Source organism: Pseudomonas sp. B21-036 (assembly GCF_024748925.1).
In the GTDB taxonomy this organism is placed as follows: Bacteria; Pseudomonadota; Gammaproteobacteria; order Pseudomonadales; family Pseudomonadaceae; genus Aquipseudomonas; species Aquipseudomonas palmensis.
The window spans coordinates 4,009,477-4,031,547 of sequence record NZ_CP087178.1 but is presented as its reverse complement, the minus strand read 5'-3'; the positions used below and the strand labels follow the sequence as shown (position 1 = coordinate 4,031,547).

24 protein-coding genes are annotated in these 22,071 nt (G+C 63.7%); 22 read left to right on the top strand and 2 right to left on the bottom strand.

Translation table 11 applies throughout. From position 1 onward, the window contains the following. The first annotated feature begins 54 nt into the window (after positions 1 to 54). The 7 genes from LOY33_RS18125 to murB are packed head-to-tail and all read left to right on the top strand — an operon-like array spanning position 55 to position 4,592. The gene (locus LOY33_RS18125; protein ID WP_162484877.1) at positions 55 to 690 is read left to right on the top strand and encodes a MotA/TolQ/ExbB proton channel family protein; all 636 of its coding nucleotides are present in this window, start codon (positions 55 to 57) and stop codon (positions 688 to 690) included. After that, positions 687 to 1,118 (top strand): biopolymer transporter ExbD, encoded by a 432-nt coding sequence (locus LOY33_RS18120; RefSeq protein WP_078479738.1) that lies wholly within the window; start codon positions 687 to 689, stop codon positions 1,116 to 1,118. The genes LOY33_RS18125 and LOY33_RS18120 overlap by 4 nt, the downstream gene beginning before the upstream one ends. Beyond that, the gene (gene lpxK, locus LOY33_RS18115; RefSeq protein WP_258659475.1) at positions 1,118 to 2,128 is read left to right on the top strand and encodes a tetraacyldisaccharide 4'-kinase; all 1,011 of its coding nucleotides are present in this window, start codon (positions 1,118 to 1,120) and stop codon (positions 2,126 to 2,128) included. Before LOY33_RS18120 ends, lpxK begins: the two co-directional genes overlap by 1 nt. Before the next feature lie 37 nt (positions 2,129 to 2,165). Continuing rightward, complete coding sequence (locus tag LOY33_RS18110; protein ID WP_003247142.1) at positions 2,166 to 2,351, top strand: Trm112 family protein; 186 nt, start codon at positions 2,166 to 2,168, stop codon at positions 2,349 to 2,351. Next, entirely contained in the window at positions 2,348 to 3,112 is a 765-nt protein-coding gene (kdsB, locus tag LOY33_RS18105; protein WP_043862888.1) for a 3-deoxy-manno-octulosonate cytidylyltransferase, read from the top strand. The genes LOY33_RS18110 and kdsB overlap by 4 nt, the downstream gene beginning before the upstream one ends. After that, positions 3,112 to 3,576 (top strand): low molecular weight protein-tyrosine-phosphatase, encoded by a 465-nt coding sequence (locus tag LOY33_RS18100; RefSeq protein WP_116055114.1) that lies wholly within the window; start codon positions 3,112 to 3,114, stop codon positions 3,574 to 3,576. Before kdsB ends, LOY33_RS18100 begins: the two co-directional genes overlap by 1 nt. Then, positions 3,573 to 4,592 (top strand): UDP-N-acetylmuramate dehydrogenase, encoded by a 1,020-nt coding sequence (gene murB / locus LOY33_RS18095; RefSeq protein ID WP_100634421.1) that lies wholly within the window; start codon positions 3,573 to 3,575, stop codon positions 4,590 to 4,592. Before LOY33_RS18100 ends, murB begins: the two co-directional genes overlap by 4 nt. A gap of 127 nt (positions 4,593 to 4,719) precedes the next feature. Here the strand turns inward: murB and rne are convergent, their stop codons facing one another. Continuing rightward, positions 4,720 to 7,971 (bottom strand): ribonuclease E, encoded by a 3,252-nt coding sequence (rne, locus tag LOY33_RS18090; RefSeq protein WP_258659474.1) that lies wholly within the window; start codon positions 7,969 to 7,971, stop codon positions 4,720 to 4,722. A 743-nt stretch (positions 7,972 to 8,714) separates the two neighbouring features. On the opposite strand from rne, the gene rluC reads away from it, so the two are divergent. Genes rluC through sppA form a run of 3 tightly spaced genes read left to right on the top strand, consistent with a single transcriptional unit; the run spans position 8,715 to position 11,328 of the window. Next, positions 8,715 to 9,671 (top strand): 23S rRNA pseudouridine(955/2504/2580) synthase RluC, encoded by a 957-nt coding sequence (gene rluC, locus LOY33_RS18085; RefSeq protein ID WP_088514322.1) that lies wholly within the window; start codon positions 8,715 to 8,717, stop codon positions 9,669 to 9,671. Then, positions 9,661 to 10,338 (top strand): HAD-IA family hydrolase, encoded by a 678-nt coding sequence (locus LOY33_RS18080; protein ID WP_054915813.1) that lies wholly within the window; start codon positions 9,661 to 9,663, stop codon positions 10,336 to 10,338. Before rluC ends, LOY33_RS18080 begins: the two co-directional genes overlap by 11 nt. Before the next feature lie 6 nt (positions 10,339 to 10,344). After that, positions 10,345 to 11,328, top strand: coding sequence for a signal peptide peptidase SppA (gene sppA / locus LOY33_RS18075; RefSeq protein ID WP_058541100.1), 984 nt, complete (start codon positions 10,345 to 10,347; stop codon positions 11,326 to 11,328). 63 nt (positions 11,329 to 11,391) lie between these two features. Here sppA and LOY33_RS18070 read toward each other — a convergent pair whose 3' ends face one another. Next, the gene (locus LOY33_RS18070; RefSeq protein WP_043862881.1) at positions 11,392 to 11,970 is read right to left on the bottom strand and encodes a nucleoside triphosphate pyrophosphatase; all 579 of its coding nucleotides are present in this window, start codon (positions 11,968 to 11,970) and stop codon (positions 11,392 to 11,394) included. Positions 11,971 to 12,065: 95 nt separating this feature from the next. Here LOY33_RS18070 and LOY33_RS18065 point away from each other — a divergent pair, with 95 nt between their 5' ends. From LOY33_RS18065 to LOY33_RS18010, 12 genes are all read left to right on the top strand, one after another. Next, positions 12,066 to 12,593 carry a YceD family protein gene (locus tag LOY33_RS18065; RefSeq protein WP_054915811.1) on the top strand — a complete coding sequence of 176 codons (528 nt, stop codon included), beginning with the start codon at positions 12,066 to 12,068 and terminating at the stop codon, positions 12,591 to 12,593. A 13-nt stretch (positions 12,594 to 12,606) separates the two neighbouring features. Then, complete coding sequence (gene rpmF, locus LOY33_RS18060; RefSeq protein WP_010223221.1) at positions 12,607 to 12,789, top strand: 50S ribosomal protein L32; 183 nt, start codon at positions 12,607 to 12,609, stop codon at positions 12,787 to 12,789. 3 nt (positions 12,790 to 12,792) lie between these two features. Continuing rightward, complete coding sequence (plsX, locus tag LOY33_RS18055) at positions 12,793 to 13,800, top strand: phosphate acyltransferase PlsX (RefSeq protein WP_408980659.1); 1,008 nt, start codon at positions 12,793 to 12,795, stop codon at positions 13,798 to 13,800. 126 nt (positions 13,801 to 13,926) lie between these two features. Next, positions 13,927 to 14,865 (top strand): ACP S-malonyltransferase, encoded by a 939-nt coding sequence (gene fabD, locus LOY33_RS18050; RefSeq protein ID WP_100634427.1) that lies wholly within the window; start codon positions 13,927 to 13,929, stop codon positions 14,863 to 14,865. A gap of 16 nt (positions 14,866 to 14,881) precedes the next feature. Beyond that, positions 14,882 to 15,622 carry a 3-oxoacyl-ACP reductase FabG gene (fabG, locus tag LOY33_RS18045; protein WP_043862877.1) on the top strand — a complete coding sequence of 247 codons (741 nt, stop codon included), beginning with the start codon at positions 14,882 to 14,884 and terminating at the stop codon, positions 15,620 to 15,622. A gap of 195 nt (positions 15,623 to 15,817) precedes the next feature. Beyond that, positions 15,818 to 16,054: an acyl carrier protein gene (acpP, locus tag LOY33_RS18040; protein WP_003175607.1), complete on the top strand. Its 237-nt coding sequence runs from the start codon at positions 15,818 to 15,820 to the stop codon at positions 16,052 to 16,054. A 104-nt stretch (positions 16,055 to 16,158) separates the two neighbouring features. After that, positions 16,159 to 17,403 (top strand): beta-ketoacyl-ACP synthase II, encoded by a 1,245-nt coding sequence (gene fabF / locus LOY33_RS18035; RefSeq protein WP_258659472.1) that lies wholly within the window; start codon positions 16,159 to 16,161, stop codon positions 17,401 to 17,403. Beyond that, the gene (gene pabC, locus LOY33_RS18030) at positions 17,403 to 18,218 is read left to right on the top strand and encodes an aminodeoxychorismate lyase (RefSeq protein WP_058541074.1); all 816 of its coding nucleotides are present in this window, start codon (positions 17,403 to 17,405) and stop codon (positions 18,216 to 18,218) included. Before fabF ends, pabC begins: the two co-directional genes overlap by 1 nt. A 3-nt stretch (positions 18,219 to 18,221) precedes the next feature. Further along, the gene (gene mltG / locus LOY33_RS18025) at positions 18,222 to 19,373 is read left to right on the top strand and encodes an endolytic transglycosylase MltG (protein WP_258659471.1); all 1,152 of its coding nucleotides are present in this window, start codon (positions 18,222 to 18,224) and stop codon (positions 19,371 to 19,373) included. 19 nt (positions 19,374 to 19,392) lie between these two features. Next, the gene (gene tmk / locus LOY33_RS18020; RefSeq protein WP_054915807.1) at positions 19,393 to 20,025 is read left to right on the top strand and encodes a dTMP kinase; all 633 of its coding nucleotides are present in this window, start codon (positions 19,393 to 19,395) and stop codon (positions 20,023 to 20,025) included. Then, positions 20,018 to 21,004 carry a DNA polymerase III subunit delta' gene (locus tag LOY33_RS18015; RefSeq protein ID WP_058541076.1) on the top strand — a complete coding sequence of 329 codons (987 nt, stop codon included), beginning with the start codon at positions 20,018 to 20,020 and terminating at the stop codon, positions 21,002 to 21,004. Before tmk ends, LOY33_RS18015 begins: the two co-directional genes overlap by 8 nt. A 43-nt stretch (positions 21,005 to 21,047) precedes the next feature. Further along, positions 21,048 to 21,836, top strand: a complete 789-nt coding sequence (locus LOY33_RS18010; protein WP_054915805.1) for a TatD family hydrolase — start codon at positions 21,048 to 21,050, stop codon at positions 21,834 to 21,836. The last annotated feature ends 235 nt before the right edge of the window (positions 21,837 to 22,071 follow it).

The window sequence follows — 22,071 nt, the reverse complement described above, 5'->3', positions numbered from 1 at the left end:
GGCCCCGTGGCCCCCTATGGTAAAGTGGCGGACTTTTTCGAGGGGGTCGCTACTGTGTGGGAATTGGTCAAGTCCGGTGGCTGGATGATGCTGCCGATCATTCTGAGTTCCATCGCTGCCATGGCTATCGTCGCCGAACGCCTGTGGACCCTGCGCGCCAGTCGTGTCACCCCGCCGCACCTGCTCGGCCAGGTGTGGCGCTGGATCAAGGACAAGCAGCTCACCAGCGAGAAGCTCAAGACCCTGCGCGCCGACTCGCCGCTGGGCGAGATCCTGGCCGCGGGCCTGGCCAACTCCCGCCATGGTCGCGAAATCATGAAGGAGTGCATCGAGGAAGCCGCCGCCCGTGTCATCCACGAGCTGGAGCGCTACATCAACGCACTGGGCACCATCGCCGCCATGGCGCCGCTGCTGGGCCTGCTGGGCACCGTGCTGGGCATGATCGATATCTTCAGTGCCTTTACCGGGTCCGGCATGACCACCAATGCCTCGGTATTGGCGGGGGGGATCTCCAAGGCATTGATCACCACGGCAGCCGGCCTGATGGTGGGTATCCCGGCGGTATTCTTCCATCGTTTCCTGCAACGGCGCATCGATGAGCTGGTGGTGGGCATGGAGCAGGAGGCCATCAAGCTGGTGGAAGTGGTCCAGGGGGACCGTGATGTCGACCTGAGCGAGGGCAAGGCGTGAAATTCCGGCGCAAGCCACGGGAGACCGTGGACATCAACCTCGCTTCGCTGATCGACGTGGTGTTCATCCTGCTGCTGTTTTTCGTGGTGACCACCACCTTCACCCGTGAAACCCAGTTGCGTGTCGAACTGCCCGAGGCGGTCAGCGGCGCTCCGGCGCCCGACACCGAGGCCAAGCAGCTGGAGATCACCATCAGCGCCGAAGGCGTGTACTCGGTCAACAACCACCTGTTGCCCAAGAGCGACCTGGGCACCCTGACCGAGGCCCTGCAGAAGGAATCACAGGGCGACACCAAGATGCCGCTGTCGATCAGCGCTGACGGCAAGACTCCGCACCAGGCCGTGGTCACCGCCATGGATGCCGCTGGCAAGCTCGGCTTCAGCCAGTTGCGCATGACCACGGTCGAGGCCGCCCAGGGGACACCTTGATGGCGCTTGCCGATCGCCTGTTGCATGCCTGGTATGCCGGCCACCCGGCATTGGTATTGTTGCGCCCGCTCGAGGCCCTGTACCGCCGGGTGGTGCGGGGCAAGCGCGAGCGTTTTCTGGCCGGGCAGGGCGACATCTATCGCGCACCGGTGCCGGTGCTGGTGGTGGGCAACATCACCGTGGGTGGCACCGGCAAGACCCCGCTTATCCTGTTTCTGATCGAGCACTGTCGCCAGCGCGGCCTGCGCGTGGGGGTGGTCAGCCGAGGCTATGGGGCCACTGCGCCGCAACTGCCGTGGCGCGTGCGTGCCGATCAACCGGCCGAACAGGCCGGTGACGAACCCTTGCTGATCGTGCAGCGCACCGGCGTGCCGCTGATGATCGACCCCGATCGCAGCCAGGCCGTGCGCGCCTTGCTCGACGCCGAGCCGCTGGACCTGATCCTGTGCGACGACGGCATGCAGCACTACCGCCTGGCGCGTGATCTCGAGCTGGTGCTGATCGACGCGGCCCGAGGCCTCGGCAATCGCCGCTGCCTGCCTGCCGGGCCGTTGCGTGAGCCGGTGGAGCGCCTGGATGAAGTGGACGCCGTGCTCTACAACGGCGCCCTCAGCGACCGTGACGATGGTTTTGCCTTCACCCTGGCCCCTACGGCACTGGTCAACCTGCGCAGCGGCGAGCGACGAGGCCTGGAGCATTTTGCGCCGGGACAGGCATTGCACGCGGTGGCCGGCATCGGCAACCCTCAGCGATTTTTCAACACCCTGCAGGGGCTGGGCTGGCAGCCTGTGCCGCATGCGTTTGCCGACCATGCGGCGTACAACGCCCAGGCCCTGAGCTTCACCCCGTCATTGCCGCTGGTCATGACTGAGAAGGATGCGGTGAAATGCCGTGCTTTCGCCGCCGATGACTGGTGGTATCTTGCGGTCGACGCACTGCCTTCGCCGGCCTTCGTGGCCTGGCTCGACGCGCAGCTGTCGCGTCTGCTGCCCGGGCCTCGCCAGCCCTGACATTTTCTTTTTCCGGCCACAGGCCTGAGGAATATCCATGGACACCAAATTGCTCGACATCCTTGCTTGCCCGATCACCAAAGGCCCGCTCAAGCTCAGCGCCGACAAGACCGAGCTGATCAGCAAGGGGGCCGGCCTGGCGTACCCGATTCGTGACGGTATCCCGGTGATGCTCGAGAGCGAAGCCCGAACCCTGACCGATGACGAGCGCCTGGACAAATGAGCCTGGATTTCACCGTTGTGATTCCAGCACGCCTGCGCTCCACCCGTCTGCCGGGCAAGCCATTGCTGTCGATTGCCGGCAAGCCGATGGTGCAGCACGTCTGGGAGCAGGCGCGCAGAAGCAGCGCCACCCGCGTGGTGATTGCCACCGATGACCCGAGCATCGTCGCTGCATGCCAGGGGTTTGGCGCCGAGGTGCTGCTGACCCGTGAGGACCACCAGTCGGGCACCGACCGCCTGGCCGAAGTCGCCACCCAGCTGGGCCTGTCGGCAGATGCGATCGTGGTCAATGTGCAGGGTGACGAGCCGTTGATTCCCCCGGCGATCATCGACCAGGTGGCGGCCAACCTGGCGGCGCATCCTGAAGCGGGCATTGCCACGCTGGCCGAGCCGATCGAAGACGTCGAAGTGCTGTTCAACCCCAATGCGGTCAAGGTGAGCACCGACCGCAACGGCCTGGCCCTGACCTTCAGCCGTGCGCCCTTGCCGTGGGCGCGTGATGCGTTTGCCCAGAGCCGCGAGCAATTGCCGGCGGGTGTGCCTTATCGCCGGCATATCGGCATGTACGCCTATCGCGCAGGCCTGTTGCAGGACTTCGTCGCCTGGGGCCCGTGCGGCCTGGAGCAGACCGAGTCGCTGGAGCAGTTGCGTGCGCTGTGGAATGGCGTGCGCATCCACGTGGCCGATGCCTTGCAGGCGCCGCCTGTGGGCGTCGACACACCTGAAGACCTGGAGCGCGTTCGGCGCTTGCTGGAGGCCTGATGCGCGTCCTGTTCGTATGCCTGGGCAACATCTGCCGCTCGCCGACGGCCGAGGGCGTGTTGCGCCATCAGTTGAAGCTGGCAGGCCTCGAGGATCAGGTCGAAGTGGCCTCGGCGGGTACGGGAGACTGGCATGTGGGCAAGCCGCCCGACAGCCGAACCCGCCGCACTGCGCTGGCGCGCGGCTACGACCTGTCCGCACAGCGTGCACAGCAGGTGAGCGCGCAGGACTTCAGCCGGTACGACCTGATCCTGGCTATGGACACCAGCAATCTCGGCCACCTCAAGGCGCTGCAACCGTCTGCCGGTACCGCCGAACTGGACCTGTTCCTGCGCCGCTACGAGGGTGAGCTGGATGAAGTGCCCGACCCTTACTACGGCGGCGAAGAGGGCTTCGAACAGGTGCTTGATCTCATTGAGCTGGCTTGTAGCAAGCTGGTGGTCGAGCTGAAGGGCCGGCTATGAGCGTGCAGGTGCAATCGCAGGTTTCACTCAAGCCTTACAACACCTTCGGAATCGAGGTGAAGGCGCAGTATTTCGCCCAGGCACACAACGATGACGAAGTGCGCCAGCTGCTGGCGCACGCAGCCGAACAGCACCTGCCGGTGCTGGTGATCGGTGGCGGCAGCAACCTGCTGCTGACTGCCGATATCCACGCGCTGGTGCTGCGCATGGCCAGTGTCGGTGTGCGGATACTGTCGGATGATGGCCAACGCGTGGTGGTCGAGGCAGAGGCGGGTGAGCCCTGGCATCCCTTCGTGCAGTGGACCCTGGCCCAGGGACTGTCGGGGCTGGAAAACCTCAGCCTGATCCCCGGTACCGTCGGGGCGGCGCCGATGCAGAACATCGGCGCCTATGGCGTGGAGATCAAGGACGTGTTTGCCGGGCTTACGGCACTGGATCGGGAAACCGGCCAGTTGCACGAGTTCGCGCTGGAACAGTGTGATTTTGCCTACCGTGACAGTGTGTTCAAGCGTAATCCCGGGCGCTGGCTGATCCTGCGGGTTCGCTTCGTGCTCAATCGCGCCGAGCACCTGCACCTGGACTATGGCCCGGTACGCCAGCGGCTGAGTGAGCAGGGCATCGGTCAGCCGACCGCACAGAATGTCAGCGATGCCATCTGCAGCATTCGTCGCGAAAAACTGCCAGACCCGGCCGAGCTGGGCAATGCCGGAAGCTTCTTCAAGAACCCGGTGGTGAGCGCCGAGCTGGCGCAGCGCGTGCGCGAGGCGTATCCGGATGCGGTAGGTTATCCACAGGCCGATGGTCAGGTGAAGCTGGCGGCGGGGTGGTTGATCGAGCAGGCGGGCTGGAAGGGGTTTCGCGAGGGCGATGCCGGGGTGCACCGTTTGCAGTCGCTGGTGCTGGTGAACTACGGGCAGGCCAGTGGCAAGCAGTTGCATGCGCTGGCGCAGCGGATTCAGGCTGATGTGCTGGCGCGCTTCGGCGTCGCGCTGGAGATGGAACCCAACTTGTATTGACTGGGCGGCTTGTTTGCTGGCAAGGCCGATTCCTGCGGATTCGGCGTTGTCGGTGACACATCCACCACCAGGCAGCAGGCAATAAAAAGCCCCGCCAGTTTGCACTGGCGGGGCTTTTTAATGGCCGTCAGACGAGAGGTTTATGCTCTTCTGCAGCTTCCTGCGACTGCTCGGCAGCAGCAGCAGCGGCCGCTGCGGCTTCAGCTTCGCGCTTGCGGCGACGCACTTCACGCGGGTCGTTCGGTGCACGGCCGTTGGCCAGCGTGACGACCGGTGCCTCAACCTCGGCAGGCTCGGCGATCGGTGCCTGTGCCTCGGCGACCGGTGCTGGCTCAGCGGCAATGACCGGCTCGGCTTCGACTGCAGCCGGCGCTTCAGGCTCGCTCGGCAGAGCGATGACCGGCTCGGCAGCTACAGGTGCCTCGACGGGCGCTTCGACAGCTGGCGCCTGCTCAGGGGCTTGAGCCGGTGCTTCCACCAGGGCCTCTACCTTGGCCTCGGTCTCGATCTGGGCCTCGACTGGTTGCGGAGCAACTTCGACGACAGGCTCGATGCTCGACTCGACTGCCTGCGCCGGTGCTTCGAACGGTTGTTCGATCACAGGGGCGATGGCCGCTTGTTCAGCAACAGCTTCTTCGGCAGCAGGCTGTCGAGCTGTTTCGTTCGACTCGGTGCTGGTTTCGACAACCACTGGCTCGACGGTGCCGGCCTCGAAAGGCGTTTCGGCCACGACGGCTGGGGTGTCATCGACAGCAGCAGTTGCACGCTCGGCCTGAGCGTTGGCCTGGGCCTCGGCGTCGGCACTGATGTTGCTGGTGGCAACGGCGGCAGTCACGGCCAGGCCGGCAGCCAGTTCCACGCCCGAAGGCTGCGCATTGCCTTCGCTGCGTTTTTCCGCAGCAGCAGGTTGTTCGCCAGCTTGTTCGGCGCCTTCTTCGGTGCCGTCTTCGCTGCCTTCGACCACATTGCCGTTGGCATCACGCTGACGCTCACGACGGTTGCTGCGACGACGCTGACCGCGCGAGCGACGACGTGGACGATCGCCTTCGGCGCCTTCCTGGTTGTCATCCTGCAGCAGCTCTTCGTTTGGCAGTTGCTCTTCGGCCGCATCCTCGACCGGCTCGGCCGGGCGTGGCTGACGCTCTTCGCGTGGCGGACGCGGTGCGCGCTCCTCGCGAGGGGCACGTTCTTCACGTGGTGCGCGCTCTTCTCGCGGTGCACGCTCTTCACGTGGTGCGCGCTCTTCTCGCGGTGCACGCTCTTCACGTGGCTGACGCTCTTCGCGCGGGGCGCGCTCAGGACGTTCTTCGCGAACGGCCGGGGCCGGGGTGGCATCCAGAGGCTCACGCAGTTCGCGTACCGGGCGATCTTCGCGTGGGCGACGGTCTTCGCGTGGGGCACGAGGCTGACGTTCTTCACGCGGGGCGCGTGGTGCGCGTTCTTCGCGGGTCGAGGTCTCTTCACGGGCTTCGCGAGGCTGGCGTTCTTCACGCGGCTCACGTGGCGCGCGCTCGGCACGCTCTTCGCGTGGCTTGCGCTCTTCATCGCGACGACCGTTGCGGTTGCGGCTCTGCTGGCGACCGTTGCGACGCTCCTCGTTGCGCTGAGGACGCTCGGTGGCAGGCTTCTCGGTTACCACCGGTGCGGCGGCCACAGGTTCTTCCTTGCCGGCGAACAGGCTGACCAGCGACTTGACCAGGCCCTTGAACAGGCTTGGCTCTGGCAGGGCGTGTACCGGGGCGGCTGGGGCAGCAGGGGCTTCCGGAGCCGGTACCGGAGCATTGGCGCGGGCCGGTGCAGTCTTGACCGCGGCTTCCTGGCGAACCAGGGTGCGGGTGGCGGCAGCCGGTTGCACTTCTTCGGTTTCGGTCGCAGCGATTTCGTAGCTGGACTGGTTGTTCAGGGCTTCCGGGCTGTCGTCGCGCAGGCGCTGCACTTCGAAATGCGGGGTTTCAAGGTGGTCGTTCGGCAGAATGACGATACGCGCCCGGGTGCGCAGTTCGATCTTGGTGATCGAGTTGCGTTTTTCGTTGAGCAGGAACGCGGCGACCGGGATCGGCACCTGGGCACGCACCTCGGCAGTGCGATCCTTCAGGGCTTCTTCCTCGATCAGGCGCAGGATTGCCAGCGACAGCGATTCGACGTCACGGATGATGCCGGTGCCGCTGCAGCGCGGGCAGACGATGCCGCTGCTTTCGCCCAGGGAAGGGCGCAGGCGCTGGCGGGACATTTCCAGCAGGCCGAAGCGCGAAATGCGGCCGACCTGTACGCGGGCACGGTCGGCTTCCAGGCACTCGCGCACCTTTTCTTCGACGGCGCGCTGATTCTTGGCCGGGGTCATGTCGATGAAGTCGATGACGATCAGGCCACCGATGTCACGCAGACGCAGTTGGCGGGCGATTTCCTCGGCCGCTTCCAGGTTGGTCTGCAGGGCGGTTTCCTCGATGTCGCTGCCTTTGGTGGCGCGCGCCGAGTTGATGTCGATGGACACCAGTGCTTCGGTCGGGTCGATCACGATCGAGCCGCCCGATGGCAGGTCGACGACGCGCTGGAAGGCGGTCTCAATCTGGCTTTCGATCTGGAAGCGGTTGAACAGCGGCACGCTGTCTTCGTACAGCTTGATCTTGCTGGCGTACTGCGGCATCACCTGGCGGATGAAGGTCAGGGCTTCTTCCTGGGCGTCGACGCTGTCGATCAGCACTTCGCCGATGTCCTGGCGCAGGTAGTCGCGGATGGCGCGGATGATGACGTTGCTTTCCTGGTAGATCAGGAACGGCGCTGCGCGGTCGAGGGACGCTTCCTTGATGGCGGTCCACAGTTGCAGCAGGTAGTCCAGGTCCCACTGCATCTCTTCGCTGCTGCGGCCCAGGCCGGCAGTGCGAACGATCAGGCCCATGTCGGCAGGGGCAACCAGGCCGTTGAGCGCTTCGCGCAGTTCGTTGCGCTCTTCGCCTTCGATGCGACGGGAGATGCCGCCGGCACGCGGGTTGTTAGGCATCAGGACCAGGTAACGACCGGCCAGGCTGATGAAGGTGGTCAGGGCGGCGCCCTTGTTGCCGCGCTCTTCCTTCTCGACCTGGACGATGACTTCCTGGCCTTCGCTCAGCACTTCCTTGATGTTCACCCGGCCTTCGGGCGACTTCTTGAAGTATTCGCGGGAGATTTCCTTGAGGGGCAGAAAGCCGTGGCGCTCGGAGCCGAAATCGACGAAGGCGGCTTCAAGGCTGGGCTCGATGCGGGTGATCTTGCCCTTGTAGATGTTGGCTTTTTTCTGCTCGCGTGCACCGGACTCGATGTCCAGATCGTAGAGGCGCTGGCCGTCTACCAGAGCAACACGCAACTCTTCGGGTTGAGTCGCGTTAATCAGCATTCTTTTCATGTAGTACCGTCGGTTTCCGGGCTGCCGGAAACGGCGTTCGGCACACACGACTTCTCACGGTCGGTGTCAGGGTGCGTCAGGGGTGGCGGACCATCCCGTGTCCAGCGGCTTGCGGTCGGACTGGTCGCCCAGTGCTGCCGAAGTCGCGACGACGCGTCCTGCTAGCTGTGGTGTCAAATGCACTCAGTCAGGAGGAGGAATCAGCCTTCGGCCGTGGACACCCTGGGGCATCTTGATCAAGACCGGGTCCGGTCGCGGGCCAGAGGGCCTGTGGACTGGACGCAGTGCTACACGGTCCGACGGTTGTGCATCTCCACCCTACACGTATCCCTGATAATTCGGGTGCTGCCGCGCGCTGAATCCGCAACGGGTTGCAGTTATCGCCAGCTCCATACGGGAGCCCGCGCTTTCTATGGCTAAGGCTGGTATTTCCGAAGCATTCGCCGTGACTGCGTGAAAGCGACTGCACTGAAGGAGTGGGCATCGAAAAAAACGTGCAGGAGGGTCAAACACCGCTCTTGTTGTTTTTTATCGGTCTTCTCTCATCGGCGCTGGTAGCGATTCCAGGCACTTCTGTAAACTGGCGAAAGCCCCGTCGGACGGCCTCGCGTCCTCGAGAATTGCGTAGGTCAGGGCCGGCTCAAAGCCATTGGTCCGCTGGCCAGCCGCTTTTGGCGGCGTTCGCGACTATAGCAGCAATCATTAAGTGCTTCAAATCCATAAAAAATTGTTATGATTCGCAAATGACGACTACTACCCCTCCGACCTCCGGCGTCCAGCTGATCGAGGTCGCGCCGGAACTTGCCGGCCAACGGATCGACAACTTCCTGATCACTGCACTCAAGGGCGTTCCCAAGACCTTGATTTATCGCATTTTGCGCAAAGGCGAAGTGCGGGTGAACAAGGGACGGATCAAGCCAGAGTACAAATTGCAGGCCGGCGATATCGTGCGCGTGCCGCCCGTTCGTCTGCCTGAGCGTGACGAGCCGGTGCCGCTGGCACAGGGCCTGCTTCAGCGACTCGAAGCGGCCATCGTGTACGAAGACAAGGCCCTGATCGTGCTCAACAAGCCTGCTGGCATCGCCGTGCACGGCGGCAGCGGGCTGAACTACGGTGTGATCGAAGCCTTTCGTCAGTTGCGCCCGGATACCAAGGAGCTGGAGCTGGTGCATCGGCTCGATCGCGATACCTCCGGTCTGCTGATGATCGCCAAGAAGCGCAGCATGTTGCGCCATCTGCATGCCGCGTTGCGCGGTGACGGCGTCGACAAGCGCTACATGGCGCTGGTGCGTGGTCACTGGGCCACGGCCAAGAAGCAGGTCAATGCGCCGCTGCTCAAGAGCAACCTGCGTTCCGGCGAGCGGATGGTGGAAATCAACGACGAAGGCAAGGAGGCGCTCACCCTGTTTCGCGTGCTGCGCCGTTTCGGCGATTTCGCGACCATGGTCGAGGCACGCCCGATTACTGGCCGTACCCACCAGATTCGCGTGCATGCCCTGCATGCCGGGCATTGCATCGCCGGCGACAGCAAGTATGGCGACGAGGATTTCACTCGCGAGATCCGCGAGCTGGGCGGCAAGCGCCTGTTCCTGCACGCCTATGCGCTGACCGTGCCGTTGCCCGATGGCGGCGAGCTGAAGCTGGAGGCGCCGGTGGACGACATGTGGGCCAAGACCGTGGAGCGTTTGAGTGCGCCGTGATTACGACCTGCTGATCTTCGATTGGGACGGCACGCTGGCCGATTCGATCGGGCGCATCGTCGAAGCGATGCATCGCTCGGCCGAGCGTGCCGGCTATGCGCTGTGCTCGGACGAGGCGGTCAAGGGCATCATCGGCCTGGCGCTGCCCGAGGCGATCAGCACGCTTTATCCGCATCTGGATCAGCCTGAAGTCATGGCGTTTCGTCAGCATTACGCCGACATCTATATGGCCCTGGATACCCAGCCGTCGCCGCTGTACCCCGGCGTGGTCGAGGCCCTCGAGTCGTTCAGGGCCGATGGCTATCGCCTGGCAGTCGCTACCGGCAAGGCGCGTCGCGGCCTGGACCGGGTGCTGGTGGCCAATGGCTGGGAAACGTTCTTCGACATTACCCGGGCTGCCGACGAAACCATGGGCAAGCCGCACCCGCGCATGCTCGAGGAGATCCTGGCCCATTGCCAGGTGCCGGCGAGCCGTGCGTTGATGGTGGGCGATTCGTCATTCGACCTGCTGATGGCGCGCAATGCCGGCATGCATTCGGTGGCGGTGGGGCATGGTGCGCTCTCGCTCGAGGCATTGAGCGTTTACGAGCCGCAGTTGTCCATACAGCACTTTTCACAATTGCAGGCGTGGCTAGGCCGAACCGCTGCAATCGAATTTCCAGGGTAGGTGAGCATGACTGACGAGTGGAAGGCGCCTGACGCCGAAAAGAACGAAGAGCGCACCAGCTGGAAGCTGCTCGAGAAGACCTTGCTGGCGGGCGTGCAGGAGCAGCGTCGGGCCCGGCGCTGGGGTATTTTTTTCAAGCTGCTGACGTTCGTGTACCTGTTCGGCATCCTGGCCCTGTTTTCGCCGCTGATGGATATCGACAAGACCGCCGCCCGTGGCGCGAGCCATACGGCGCTGATCGAGGTGCGCGGGATCATTGCGGACAAGGAGCCGGCCAGCGCCGACAACGTGATAGCCAGCCTGCGTGCGGCCTTCGACGACGCCAAGACCAAGGCGGTAGTGCTGCGTATCAACAGCCCGGGCGGCAGCCCGGTGCAGTCTGGCTACATCTATGACGAGATTCGTCGTCTGCAGGCCGCCAAGCCGTCGGTCAAGGTGTACGCGGTCATCAGCGACCTGGGTGCGTCGGGTGCCTACTATATCGCCAGTGCGGCTGACCAGATCTATGCCGACAAGGCCAGCCTGGTGGGCTCGATTGGTGTGACGGCAGCTGGCTACGGCTTTGTCGGCACCATGGAGAAGCTGGGTGTCGAGCGTCGTACCTATACGGCGGGTGAGCACAAGGCCTTCCTTGATCCATTCCAGCCGCAGAAACCGGACGAAACGGCCTTCTGGCAGGGTGTGCTGGACACCACCCACAAGCAGTTCATTGCCAGTGTGAAGCAGGGGCGCGGCGAGCGGCTCAAGGACAAGGAGCATCCCGAGCTGTTCAGCGGGCTGATCTGGTCGGGTGAGCAGGCCGTGCAGCTGGGGCTGGTGGACGCCCTGGGTAATGCCGATTATGTGGCGCGTGAGGTGGTGGGGGAGAAGACCCTGGTTGATTTCACCGTCGAAGAGTCGCCGTTTGATCGCTTCTCCAAGCGCCTGGGTGCCAGCGTCGCCGAGCACCTGGCTATGTGGATGGGCTTTCAGGGGCCGGCACTGCGCTGAGAGTGCTGATTAATGAAAAACCGGCCAGATGGCCGGTTTTTTATTGCTGGTATTGGCTTGCCCTCACGGTATGCTCACCCCTTCCTTGAGCAGCATGTCGACCAGTCGGATCAGCGGCAGTCCCACCAGGCTGGTGGCATCGCAGCCGTGGGTGCTTTGGAACAGGCTCACCCCCAGCCCTTCGCACTTGAAGCTGCCGGCGCAGTCATAGGGTTGCTCAGCGTGCAGGTAGCGTTCGATGCGTGGCAGGTCCAGTTCGCGCATGTGCACGGTAAATGGAACGCAATCGACCTCGCAATGGCCGCTCTGGGTATTGAGCAGCGCCACGCCGGTCAGGAAGGTGACGTGATTGCCGCTCGCAGCCAGCAATTGCTCGCAGGCCTTTTCGAAGGTGTGTGGCTTGCCCAGAATCTGTTCGCCCAGCACGGCAACCTGGTCGGAGCCGATGATAAGATGCCCCGGATGGCTGGCAGCCAATGCCTCGGCCTTGTGCCTGGCCAGGCGCTTGACCAGCTCTGGGGCGGGCTCTTCGCCGATGCGCTGTTCGTCGATATCGGGCGCTGCCCAGGCAAAGGGCAGTTGCAGTCGCGCCAGCAATTCGCGCCGGTAGGGTGAGCTGGAAGCCAGTAACAAGGGCAGCATGATGAACTCCTGAGCAGGTGCGCCGATTCTAACATGTTGAACGGGGCCGAATTTCCTTTGACAGGGGCGGGGGGCATCCCTAGAATGCTGCGCCTATGTTGAATGACCCGATTCCACCTCACGTTGACCCGCGCAAATTGGCCGATCGTGGTGTTTCTCTCGAAGGAACGCTGCTACTCGCCGATTTGGAGAGACTCTGCGACCCGCTTTCCGACGATGTCGGTACGGTGCAGGCTAAATTCGATTTTGAGCGAGACGAACAGAAAACCGTGGTTATCCACAGTGCTCTGACCGTCGAGGTCAAGATGGTTTGCCAGCGTTGTCTTGAGCTGGTCACCCTGCCGATCCACAGCGAATCTACATATGCTGTGGTGAAAGAGGGTGCGAATACCCAGTCGTTACCGAAAGGTTATGACGTGCTGGAACTGGGCGAAGATCCTTTGGATCTGCAAGCATTGGTCGAGGAAGAGCTTCTGCTCGCCTTGCCCATCGTGCCTGCTCATCATCCGGAAGAATGCCAGCAGCCGGCGGGCGCCGATGAGCCCGAACCGAGCAAGGACGAGGTAACGCGGTCCAACCCGTTCAGTGTATTGGCGCAGTTAAAGCGTGACCCAAACGTTTAGGAGTTAATCAATTATGGCTGTTCAGCAGAACAAAAAATCCCGCTCTGCCCGTGACATGCGCCGTTCGCACGACGCTCTCTCGGAAAACGCTCTGTCCGTAGAGAAAACCACTGGTGAAGTGCACCTGCGTCACCACGTATCGCCAGAAGGCGTATACCGTGGTCGCAAAGTGATCGACAAGGGCGCTGACGAGTAATCCTTGTCCGCTCAGATCGCGATTGACGCAATGGGCGGGGACTTCGGTCCCCGCAGCATTGTTCAGGCCAGCATTGCTTGCCTGTCGGCTACTCCCTCGCTGCACCTGACCCTCGTCGGTCAACCCTCCCTCCTTGAAGATCTGATCGCTGGCCAGTCGGCAGCGGATCGCGCGCGCCTGCATATTGTGCCGGCCAGCGAAGTGATCGGCATGGACGAGCGGCCGTCCCAGGCGCTGCGTGGCAAGCCCGACTCGTCGATGCGCGTGGCCCTCGAACTATTGCGTGATGGCAAGGTGCAGGCCTGCGTGAGCGCCGGCAACACCGGCGCGCTGATGGCGTTGTCGCGCTATGTGCTCAAGACCCTGCCCGGCATCGATCGGCCGGCGATGGTGGCGGCCATACCGACCCAGACCGGCTATTGCCAGCTGCTTGATCTGGGGGCCAACGTCGACTGCAGCGCCGAGCACCTGTTCCAGTTCGCCGTGATGGGCTCGGTGGTGGCGCAAGCGCTGGGCATTTCCCGGCCGCGCGTGGCGTTGCTCAACATCGGTACCGAAGACATCAAGGGCAACCAGCAGGTCAAGCTGGCTGCGACGCTGCTGCAAAATGCCCGCGGCCTCAACTACATCGGCTTTGTCGAAGGCGATGGCCTGTACCGTGGCGAAGCGGATGTGGTGGTGTGCGACGGCTTTGTCGGCAATATCCTGCTCAAGTCCAGCGAAGGCTTGGCCACCATGATCGGTGGGCGCATCGAGGCGCTGTTCAAGCGTGGCCTGATGGCGCGGGCGGTAGGTGCCCTGGCGATGCCGCTGCTCAGTCGCCTGAAGGCCGACCTTGCGCCGGCGCGCCACAATGGCGCGAGTTTTCTCGGCCTGCAGGGCATCGTTATCAAGAGTCATGGCTCGGCGGGTGTGCAGGGTTTCCAGAGCGCGATACAGCGGGCGCTGATCGAGATCCAGGAGAACCTGCCGCAGCGCTTGCACGGCCGTCTGGAGGATCTGCTGCCTTAGGCATCGGCACAACGACGTGCATAAATGTGACCGCTTGGTTCTCGTTACCATCCAATTGTCAGTTTTCTCGCGCTCAGCCCCGGCTGGGCGCTATTTTCGACGACAAGATCATTAGGGGCTTGTTCAATGTCTGCATCCCTCGCATTCGTCTTTCCTGGCCAAGGTTCGCAGTCGCTCGGCATGCTTGCCGAGCTGGGCGCCCAGTACCCGCTGGTCATCGATACCTTCCGTGAGGCCTCCGAGGCTCTCGGTTACGACCTGTGGGCACTGACCCAGCAGGGCCCGGAAGAACAACTCAACCAGACGGACAAAACCCAGCCGGCCATCCTGACCGCCTCGATCGCCCTGTGGCGCCTGTGGCTGGCCGAAGGTGGCGCGCGCCCTGCATTCGTTTCCGGGCACAGCCTGGGTGAATACAGTGCGCTGGTGGCTGCCGGCAGCCTGAGCCTGGGTGACGCGGTCAAGCTGGTCAAGCGTCGCGGCGAGCTCATGCAGGAGGCCGTGCCGGCCGGGCAGGGCGCCATGGCTGCGATTCTGGGCCTGGATGACGCCGTGGTCGTGGACCTGTGTGCTCAGGCCGCGCAGGGTGAGGTGGTCAGTGCGGTCAACTTCAACTCCCCGGGCCAGGTTGTCATTGCCGGTGCCAAGGCTGCTGTAGAGCGCGCCATGGAAGCCTGCAAGGCCGCCGGCGCCAAACGTGCGCTGCCGCTGCCGGTCAGCGTGCCGTCGCACTGCGAGCTGATGCGCCCGGCCGCCGAGCGGTTTGCCGAATCGGTGAACGCCATCGACTGGCAGGCCCCGCAGATCCCGCTGGTGCAGAACGTCAGTGCGGGCGTGGCTGGCGATCTCGATACCCTCAAACGCGACCTGCTGGAGCAGCTGTACAAGCCGGTACGCTGGGTCGAATGCGTGCAGACCCTGGCTGCCAATGGCGCGGTGCAACTGGTCGAGTGCGGCCCCGGCAAAGTGCTGGCCGGCTTGAACAAGCGCTGCGCCGACGGCGTGAACACCTTCAACCTCAATACCCCGGATGCTTTCGCCGCCACCCGTGCGGCGCTGGCCTGATTTAGGAGAAACTTGCATGAGCCTGCAAGGTAAAGTTGCACTGGTCACCGGCGCCAGCCGTGGCATTGGCCAGGCGATCGCCCTGGAACTGGGGCGTCTGGGCGCCACCGTCATCGGTACCGCCACGTCCGCCTCCGGCGCCGAGCGTATTGCCGCGACCCTCAAGGAGCACGGCATCGCCGGTACCGGGCTGGAGCTGAACGTGACCAGCGACGAGTCGGTCACCGCTACCCTGGCATCTATCCAGGTGCAGTTCGGTGCGCCGACCATCCTGGTCAACAACGCCGGCATCACCCGCGACAACCTGATGCTGCGCATGAAAGACGACGAGTGGTTCGACGTCATCGATACCAACCTCAACAGCCTCTACCGTCTGTCCAAGGGCGTGCTGCGCGGCATGACCAAGGCGCGCTGGGGTCGTATCATCAGCATCGGTTCGGTCGTTGGGGCCATGGGTAACGTCGGCCAGGTCAACTACGCCGCCGCCAAGGCCGGCCTGGAAGGCTTCAGCCGCGCCCTGGCGCGTGAAGTCGGCTCCCGTGCGATCACCGTGAACTCGGTAGCGCCGGGTTTCATCGATACCGACATGACCCGCGAACTGCCAGAGGCACAGCGTGAAGCGCTGCAAAACCAGATTCCGCTGGGTCGTCTGGGCCAGGTCGACGAAATCGCGAAAGTGGTTGCGTTCCTGGCCTCTGACGGCGCAGCTTACGTGACCGGTGCGACTGTCCCGGTCAACGGCGGGATGTACATGTAGTTAAATGTGACGGATTGCTTCAAAAAAATGTCATACGAGCTGTCTAAAATCCGTTATAAAGCTGCAACCAAATTCTAGGCGGCAGGTGGGTGTGAAGTTCGAGGGATGCATTACGCTTGAAAAGCGGGCGTCTTTCTATAAACTTACACACCGGCCAGCTGCCTGACATATATCCATTAGGAGTGAAAACTAGGTATGAGCACCATCGAAGAACGCGTCAAGAAAATCGTCGCCGAGCAACTGGGCGTTAAAGAAGAAGAAGTGGTCAACACCGCTTCCTTCGTAGAAGATCTGGGTGCCGATTCCCTTGACACCGTTGAGCTGGTGATGGCTCTGGAAGAGGAATTCGAGACCGAAATCCCTGACGAAGAAGCCGAGAAGATCACTACTGTTCAAGCAGCCATCGACTACGTCACCAGCCACCAGGCTTAAGACTTTGTAGTCGTCGCTTCTTGTCATGGAAAAACCGCACTGCCGTTACTGGCGTGCGGTTTTTTCTTTGCATGAGATGTAGACCATAGAATAAGGAGAGTGCTGTGTCGCGTAGACGCGTCGTGGTCACCGGTATGGGTATGCTGTCGCCACTGGGCACGGATGTGCCAAGCAGTTGGCAAGGCATTCTGGCTGGCCGCAGTGGCATAGGTCTGATCGAGCATACTGACCTGTCTGCCTACTCCACCCGTTTTGGCGGCTCGGTAAAGGGCTTTGAAGTCGAGCAGTACCTGTCGGTCAAGGAAGCCCGCAAGCTCGATCTGTTCATTCAATACGGCCTGGCGGCCGGGTTCCAGGCGGTGCGCAATGCCGGGCTGGAAGTCACCGATGCCAACCGTGAGCGTATCGGCGTGGCCATGGGTTCGGGCATCGGCGGCCTGACCAATATCGAAGAAACCAGCCGGACCTTGCACGAGCAAGGCCCGCGGCGCATTTCGCCGTTCTTCGTGCCAGGCTCGATCATCAACATGATTTCCGGTTTCCTGTCGATCCACCTGGGTGTACAGGGGCCCAACTACGCCATTGCCACTGCCTGCACCACGGGCACGCACTGCATCGGCATGGCGGCGCGCAATATCGCCTACGGCGAAGCCGACGTGATGATCGCCGGTGGCGCAGAGATGGCGGCCTGTGGCCTGGGTATGGGCGGTTTTGGCGCTTCGCGTGCGCTGTCGACGCGCAACGACGAGCCAACCCGTGCCAGCCGGCCGTGGGACAAGGGCCGTGACGGTTTCGTGCTGTCCGACGGTGCCGGTGCGCTGGTGCTCGAAGAGCTCGAGCACGCCAAGGCGCGCGGTGCGACCATCTATGTCGAACTGGTTGGTTTTGGCATGAGCGGCGACGCCTACCACATGACTTCGCCACCCGACAACGGTGCCGGTGCGGCCCGCTGCATGGCCAACGCCTTGCGCGATGCGGGCGTGAACCCCAGCGAAGTCGGCTACATCAACGCCCACGGTACCTCGACGCCTGCCGGCGACCTGGCCGAAGTGGCAGCGATCAAGTCGGTGTTCGGCGAGCACGCCTACAAGCTGGCCGTGAGCTCGACCAAGTCGATGACCGGTCACCTGCTGGGGGCTGCCGGCGCGGTAGAGGCGATTTTCAGCGTGCTGTCCATCAATGGGCAAGTGGCGCCGCCGACCATCAACCTCGATGAGCCGGATGAAGGCTGCGACCTGGACTTGGTGCCGCACCAGCCGCGCAACATGCCGATCGAGGTCGTGCTGTCGAACTCCTTCGGTTTTGGCGGTACCAATGGCTCGCTGGTGTTCCGCCGGTTCGCCGAGTGATGCACAGCTGGGTCGATGGCCTGCCGGCTGACGCCCTGACGTTGGGCAGCCGCGGGCTGGCCTATGGCGATGGTCTGTTCGAGACCATCGCCGTGCGGGCCGGGCAGCCCTCGCTGCTGACGTATCACCTCGACCGCCTGGCGCTGGGTTGCCAGCGCCTGGCGATCGACGCCGATCACCCACTCATCCGCGACGAGGTATGCCGTTATGCCGGCTTGCTGGGTGATGGCGTGCTCAAGCTCATTCTCACCCGTGGCGACAGTCAGCGCGGCTATGCCCCGGCTGCCGGTGCACCGCCGCGTCGCATTCTTCAGGCCAGCCCCGCCGCCAGCTACCCGCCGCAGAACGCCGAGCAGGGGGTAAGGCTGTTTGCCTGCCAGACCCGCCTGGCCGAGCAACCCTTGCTTGCCGGGCTCAAGCACCTCAATCGCCTGGAGCAGGTACTGGCACGGGCCGAGTGGCAGGGCGCCGAGTACGCTGAAGGTTTGATGCGTGATGTATCCGGGCGCGTGATCGAAGGTGTCTACAGCAACCTGTTCGTGGTGCGCGATGGCGTGCTGTACACCGCCGACCTGGCGCGTTGCGGCGTGGCCGGGGTAATGCGCGCTGCCTTGCTGGACGAGGCGCCGCGCCACGGTATCACGGCCCGTGTGGTCGACCTGGCGCTGGCCGATCTCGAGCAGGCCGACGAAGTGTTGCTGTGCAACAGCGTGTATGGCGTATGGCCGGTGCGTGCATTTGCATCGCTGAACTGGTCGCCGGGGCCGCTCACCCGTAAACTGCAGGCCATTGCCCGTACGCTACTGGATGCCTGATTCGTGAGACGTAAATTGTTGGTGCTGCTGGAGACCGGGTTGATCCTGGCTGGCCTGCTATTGGGCTTCTCGGCCTGGAAGGTGCACTCGGCGCTGGAGCAGCCGCTGCACCTGACCGGCGAGCGGTTGCTCGATGTTCCTACCGGCACCACGCCCAACCGCATGTTCTACCGCATGCAGCAGGACGGCGTGATTCGCGACGCCTTCTGGCTGCGCCTTTACTGGCGCTTCAACATGCCGAGCGTGGCTTTGCATACCGGCGAGTACCGCATGACCCCCGGCATGAACGTGCGCGACCTGTTCGAGGCGTGGCGGCGTGGTGACGTGGTGCAGTACAGCCTGACCCTGGTCGAGGGCTGGAATTTCCGCCAGGTGCGCTCGGCACTGGCCAGACATGAAAAGATCCGCCAGACCCTGGATGGCCTGAGCGACAGCGAGGTCATGGACAAGCTCGGGCACCCGGGCGTGTTCCCCGAGGGGCGCTTCTTCCCTGATACCTATCGGTTCGTGCGCGGCATGAGCGATGTCGAGTTCCTGCAGCAGGCGTACGCGCGCCTGGAGGAGGTGCTGGCCAAGGAGTGGAACGAGCGCTCCCCGGCTGCGCCCTATCGCGACCCTTACCAGGCGCTGATCATGGCCTCGCTGGTCGAGAAGGAAACCGGCGTGCCACAGGAGCGTGGTCAGATCGCCGGCGTCTTCGTGCGTCGCCTGCAGATCGGCATGCTGCTGCAGACCGACCCTACCGTGATCTATGGCATGGGCGAACGCTACAACGGCAAGATCACCCGCGCCGACCTGCGTGAGCCCACGCCCTACAACACCTACGTGATCGCCGGCTTGCCGCCGACGCCGATTGCCATGGTCGGGCGTGAAGCCATTCACGCGGCCTTGAACCCGGAGCCGGGCAGCAGCCTGTACTTCGTCGCGCGGGGCGATGGCAGCCATGTGTTCTCCGACGACCTGGGGGCGCACAATTCTGCCGTGCGCGAGTACCAGATCAAGCGGCGTGCCGACTACCGTTCAAGCCCGGCGCCAAGCGCCGGCGACACCCCGAACGAGGTTCCTGCATCCGAGGCGCCCCAGGCTGCACCGCGGCCTGCCGAGCCCTCGGTGCAGCCGGATGTTCCCCCGGCCAGCGAACCTACCCCGCAATGACCCTGATTAAGGACTGCCTGTGAGCGGCTTGTTTATCACCCTGGAAGGTCCCGAAGGCGCGGGCAAGAGCACCAATCGCGAGTACCTGGCCGAGCACCTGCGCGCCCACGGGCTGGATGTGGTGCTGACCCGCGAGCCGGGCGGCACCCCGCTGGCCGAGCGCATCCGCGAACTGTTGCTGGCCCCCAGCGATGAGACGATGGATGCCGACACCGAGCTGTTGCTGGTGTTCGCCGCGCGCGCCCAGCACCTGGCCCAGGTGATCCGCCCGGCGCTTGCGCGGGGCGCCATCGTCCTGTGCGACCGTTTCACCGATGCCACCTATGCCTACCAGGGCGGTGGCCGCGGGCTGTCGGTCGAGCGCATTGCCACCCTTGAAACCTTCGTCCAGGGCGACCTGCGCCCCGACCTGACCCTGGTGTTCGACCTGCCGGTGGAGGTCGGCCTTTCGCGCGCAGCGGCGCGCGGGCGGCTGGATCGCTTCGAGCAGGAAGGCCAGGCGTTTTTCCAGGCTGTTCGCCAGGCCTACCTGGCCCGCGCAGCCGCCGACCCGGCGCGCTATCACCTGGTCGATGCCGCGCAACCGCTGGCCCGGGTTCAACTCGCCCTGGATGCGTTGCTGCCGCAGATCCTGGAGCGTTGCCGTGGCTGAGGCCTACCCGTGGCAGGCGACGCTCTGGCAGCAACTGGCCGGGCGCACACAGCATGCCCATGCGTACCTGTTGCACGGCCCGCAAGGCATCGGCAAGCGGGCGCTGGCCGAGCGCCTGATGGCGTTTCTGCTGTGCCGCCAGCCCGAGGGGCTTGAGGCGTGCGGGCACTGCAAGTCGTGCCAGTTACTGAAGGCGGGCAGTCACCCGGACAACTACATCCTGGAGCCTGAAGAGGCCGACAAGCCGATCAAGGTCGACCAGGTGCGCGACCTGGTCAGCTTCGTGGTGCAGACCGCGCAGATGGGTGGACGCAAGGTGATTCTCATCGAGCCGGTCGAGGCAATGAACATCAACGCTGCCAACGCCTTGCTCAAGAGCCTCGAAGAGCCTTCGGGCGATACCGTGCTGTTGCTGGTCAGTCACCAGCCCAGCCGGTTGCTGCCGACCATCAGGAGCCGTTGCCAGCAACAGGCCTGCCCGTTGCCAAGTCAGGCGCAGAGCGAGGCGTGGCTGGCAGCCGCGTTACCCGACAGTGACGAGGCCGAGCGCCACGAACTGCTGAGCCTTGCAGCAGGTTCGCCACTGCTGGCTGTCAGCCTGCAGGCCCAAGGTGTGCGCGAGCAGCGCGCGCAGGTGGTCGAGGGGGTCAAGAAGCTGCTCAAGCAGCAGCAGTCCGCGACCCAGTTGGCCGAAGGCTGGAACAGCATCCCGCTGTTGTTGCTGTTCGACTGGTTCTGCGACTGGTCCAACCTGATCCTGCGCTATCAGCTGACCCAGGACGAAGAGGGCCTGGGGCTGGCCGACATGCGCAAGGTCGTGCAGTACCTTGCCCAGAAAAGCCCGCAGGGCAAGGTGCTGGATATCCAGGACTGGATTCTTGTGCAGCGCCAGAAGGTGTTGAACAAGGCCAACCTCAACCGCGTGCTGTTGCTCGAAGCGTTGCTGGCCTCCTGGGCCCTGTTGCCGGGTCAGCGTTGAGCTGGCCTTTCGATCCTCCATTTTCAGTGTTGTCATTACGCCCATGCTTGTAGATTCCCATTGCCACCTCGACCGTCTCGACCTCGCCGCCCATGGTGGCTCCCTGGATGCCGCGCTGGATGCCGCGCGGGCACGGGGTGTCGGGCATTTCCTGTGCATCGGCGTAAGTGCCGACAATGCGGCCCAGGTCAGGGCGCTGGCAGCGCGCTACCCTGATGTGGACTGCTCGGTCGGCATTCACCCGCTGGACCTGGCGCCAGGCGAAGCGCCGGCGCTGGACTGGCTGCTCGGCGAACTGAACCACCCCGAGGTGGTGGCCATTGGTGAGACCGGGCTGGACTATCACTACGAGCCCGAGGCTGCACAGTTGCAACAGGCGTCGTTTCGCCTGCACCTGGAGGCGGCCAGGCTCACCGGCAAGCCGGTGGTCATCCACACCCGTGCGGCGCGCGCCGATACCCTGACCCTGCTGCGCGAGGCGGCATTGCCGCAGGCAGGCGTGCTGCACTGCTTCACCGAAGACTGGGAGATGGCCAAGGCAGCGCTGGACCTGGGGTATTACATTTCGTTGTCGGGGATTGTCACGTTCCGCAATGCCGACGCGTTGCGTGATGTGGCGCGGCAGGTGCCGGCAGATCGTTTGCTGGTAGAGACCGACTCACCGTACCTGGCGCCGATTCCGCACCGCGGCAAGCCGAACTTGCCGGAGTATGTGCGTGACGTGGCGGAGTTCATCGCGTTGGTGCGGGGGGAGCGTTACGAGCAGCTGGCGCAACAGACCACCGAGAACTTCAGGCGTCTGTTCCCCCTGGCACGGGTGCGGGTGGCCTGACCCCGCTGCGCGGGCGCCGTGGCGGTCGCGCGGGCAAAAAAAAACCCGGGTTCTGGGGGGGAATCCGGGTTAAGACCATTAGGAGTAAAACAAAGGCGAGCGGTCCGTGTTCACCCTTATCGGCGCGTCACTTGGGGGGATGCGTCGCGCCAACACCTCAAGTATTGGTCAGGTTCGCCGCGATTCCACCAAGGGTTGATCGTTTTTTAAACAGATTTGGAATACGTGCGGCCCT